This window comes from Pseudoduganella sp. RAF53_2, assembly GCF_052113985.1.
In the GTDB taxonomy this organism is placed as follows: domain Bacteria; phylum Pseudomonadota; class Gammaproteobacteria; order Burkholderiales; family Burkholderiaceae_D; genus Rugamonas.
In genome coordinates, this window is the sequence record NZ_JBFRDW010000824.1 from 1 (window position 1) to 2,234 (window position 2,234).

General features: G+C 59.7%; 3 protein-coding genes. All 3 read left to right on the plus strand.

What is annotated here, in order from left to right:
- Positions 1-241 precede the first annotated feature (241 nt).
- Positions 242-1,102 (plus strand): SPFH domain-containing protein, encoded by an 861-nt coding sequence (locus AB4Z11_RS29945; protein ID WP_442029559.1) that lies wholly within the window; start codon positions 242-244, stop codon positions 1,100-1,102.
- 3 nt (positions 1,103-1,105) lie between these two features.
- On the plus strand, positions 1,106-1,300 hold the full coding sequence (locus tag AB4Z11_RS29950; RefSeq protein WP_442029561.1) for a hypothetical protein: 195 nt from the start codon (positions 1,106-1,108) through the stop codon (positions 1,298-1,300).
- A gap of 315 nt (positions 1,301-1,615) precedes the next feature.
- On the plus strand, positions 1,616-2,234 hold a 619-nt coding region (locus AB4Z11_RS29955; RefSeq protein WP_442029563.1), incomplete at its 3' end, for a DEAD/DEAH box helicase.

Sequence of the window (2,234 nt, forward strand, 5' to 3'; positions counted from 1 at the left end):
GACTACACCTGATCGCTGACTTCGCTCCAACCAAAAGCCGCCCACGAGCGGCTTTTTTTACACACAAAGCAAAAGCTGGTGGCAGGCACATCGTGCCTGCCACCTGGTTTCTGCCGTAGGTTCTGACCTGGTTTCCGCCGTAGGTTTTGACCTGGCTTCCGCCGTGGGCTCTGATTTATTTCTTGACAATACGAAACAGTGATCCTAAAGTGATATCACTTTGATCCCACATGGATAAATCATGACCCGTACCGAAAAACCGTTTTCTTCGTTTAGTGGCTATCTCGCCCTGGCAGTCGGCGTCGTTCTGGTTATTTTTGCCTTCCTCGCACTGGAAAACTTCCGGCCATTAATTGCCGTCGGGGCGGTTTTCTGCGCGATCCTGTCGTTTAGCGGCCTGTACATGCTGCGTCCGAATGAAAGCGCCCTGCTCACTCTGTTCGGCCAATACATCGGCACCGACCGCAGCGAAGGCCTGCGCTGGGCCTTCCCGCTGTACAGTAAGAAACGTCTGTCCCTGCGTGCGCGCAACCTGAACGCGCCGATCCTGAAGGTGAACGACAAGCGCGGTAATCCGATCGAGATCGCCGCCGCCATCGTCTGGCGCGTGAAGGACACCGCCCAGGCCATGTACGACGTCGACGATTTCGAGCGCTATGTCGCGATCCAGGCCGAAGCCGCCCTGCGCCACCTCGGCTCCCTGTACGCCTACGACGAGGGCGAAGACCTGGCCGAAGGCGAAACCACCCTGCGCGCCGGCATGGACGAAGTCGCCCACGCGTTGAAAGCCGAGCTGCAAGAGCGCATCTGCGCCGCCGGCGTCGAAACGGTGGACGCCAAACTGACCCACCTCGCCTACGCCCCCGAAATCGCCCAGGTCATGCTGCGCCGCCAGCAAGCCGAAGCCATCATCAGCGCGCGCCAAAAGATCGTGCACGGCGCCGTCAGCATGGTCGAAGCAGCGCTGAAAGGCCTGGCCGAGCGCGAGATCGTGGAACTGGATGCAGAACGCAAGGCAGCCATGGTCAGCAATCTGCTGGTGGTACTGTGCTCCGACAAGGACACCCAGCCCATCGTCAACACCGGCACCCTGTACAACTAAGCAATGGCAAGCCCCGGCAAAAAAGCCTTTCCCTTGCGGATAGACCCGGCGCTGTGGGAAGAACTGCAACGCCTGGCCGCCCGCGACCTGCGCAGCGTGAACGCGGAAATTGAGTTCCTGCTGCGCGAGGCCCTCGCACGCCGGGGCATCAAGCCCAAATTCGACGCTGCCTCGCCGCCCGGCGACGAGCAGCAATAGCTGCCAGGTGGCCGCCCTGGCCCCGCAGGCCACACCGCACGAAGAACCAGGTGCATAAGCCACGAAATTACTGTACAATGCTTCCCTTGTGCGCTGCACCAATACCGCAGCTGAAAATAAAAACACATATATAGCAGCTTCGCGAACCTTTGCCGGCATCCCAAAAAGTTGGATGCTGTCCATAAAGCCCCCCGCCCTGTGTGTCGAACTTTGACACCGTCCCGGCGCAAAGCTTTTGTGCCGAAATTTCTAAGTATTTAGAGTCGTTTCGTTGTTGGTTGGCGTAGCTATTTCCGATTTTTACGAAAGATATCAATGACTTTTGAAGCACTTGGCCTTAACCCGTCCATCCTCAGCGCCCTGACCGAAGCCGGCTACACCAAGCCGACCGCCGTGCAGGAGCAAGCCGTTCCGGCTGCCATCGCTGGTAAGGACCTGCTGGTTTCCTCGCAGACGGGTTCGGGCAAGACCGCAGCGTTCATGCTGCCGTCCCTGCACCGCCTGGCCGAATTCGGCAGCGCGCAGCAGCAGGGCCGTACTCCTAACCAGGAGAAGCAGGCTGCGTTCGCCCGCGGCGAGCGTCCTCGTTTCCGTCCAGCCCAGCCGAAGATGCTGGTGCTGACCCCGACCCGCGAACTGGCTCTGCAGGTCACCACCAATACCTCCAAGTACAGCGTCAACCTGCGCGCGATCAAGGCCGTGTCCATCCTGGGCGGCATGCCTTACCCGAAGCAGATGCAACTGCTGTCGCGTAACCCGGACATCCTGGTTGCCACCCCTGGCCGTCTGATCGACCACATGGAATCCGGCAAGATCGACTTCTCCCAGCTGCAGATTCTGGTGCTSGACGAAGCCGACCGCATGCTSGACATGGGCTTCATCGACGACATCGAAAAGATCGTCGCCGCTACCCCGGAAACCCGCCAGACCATGC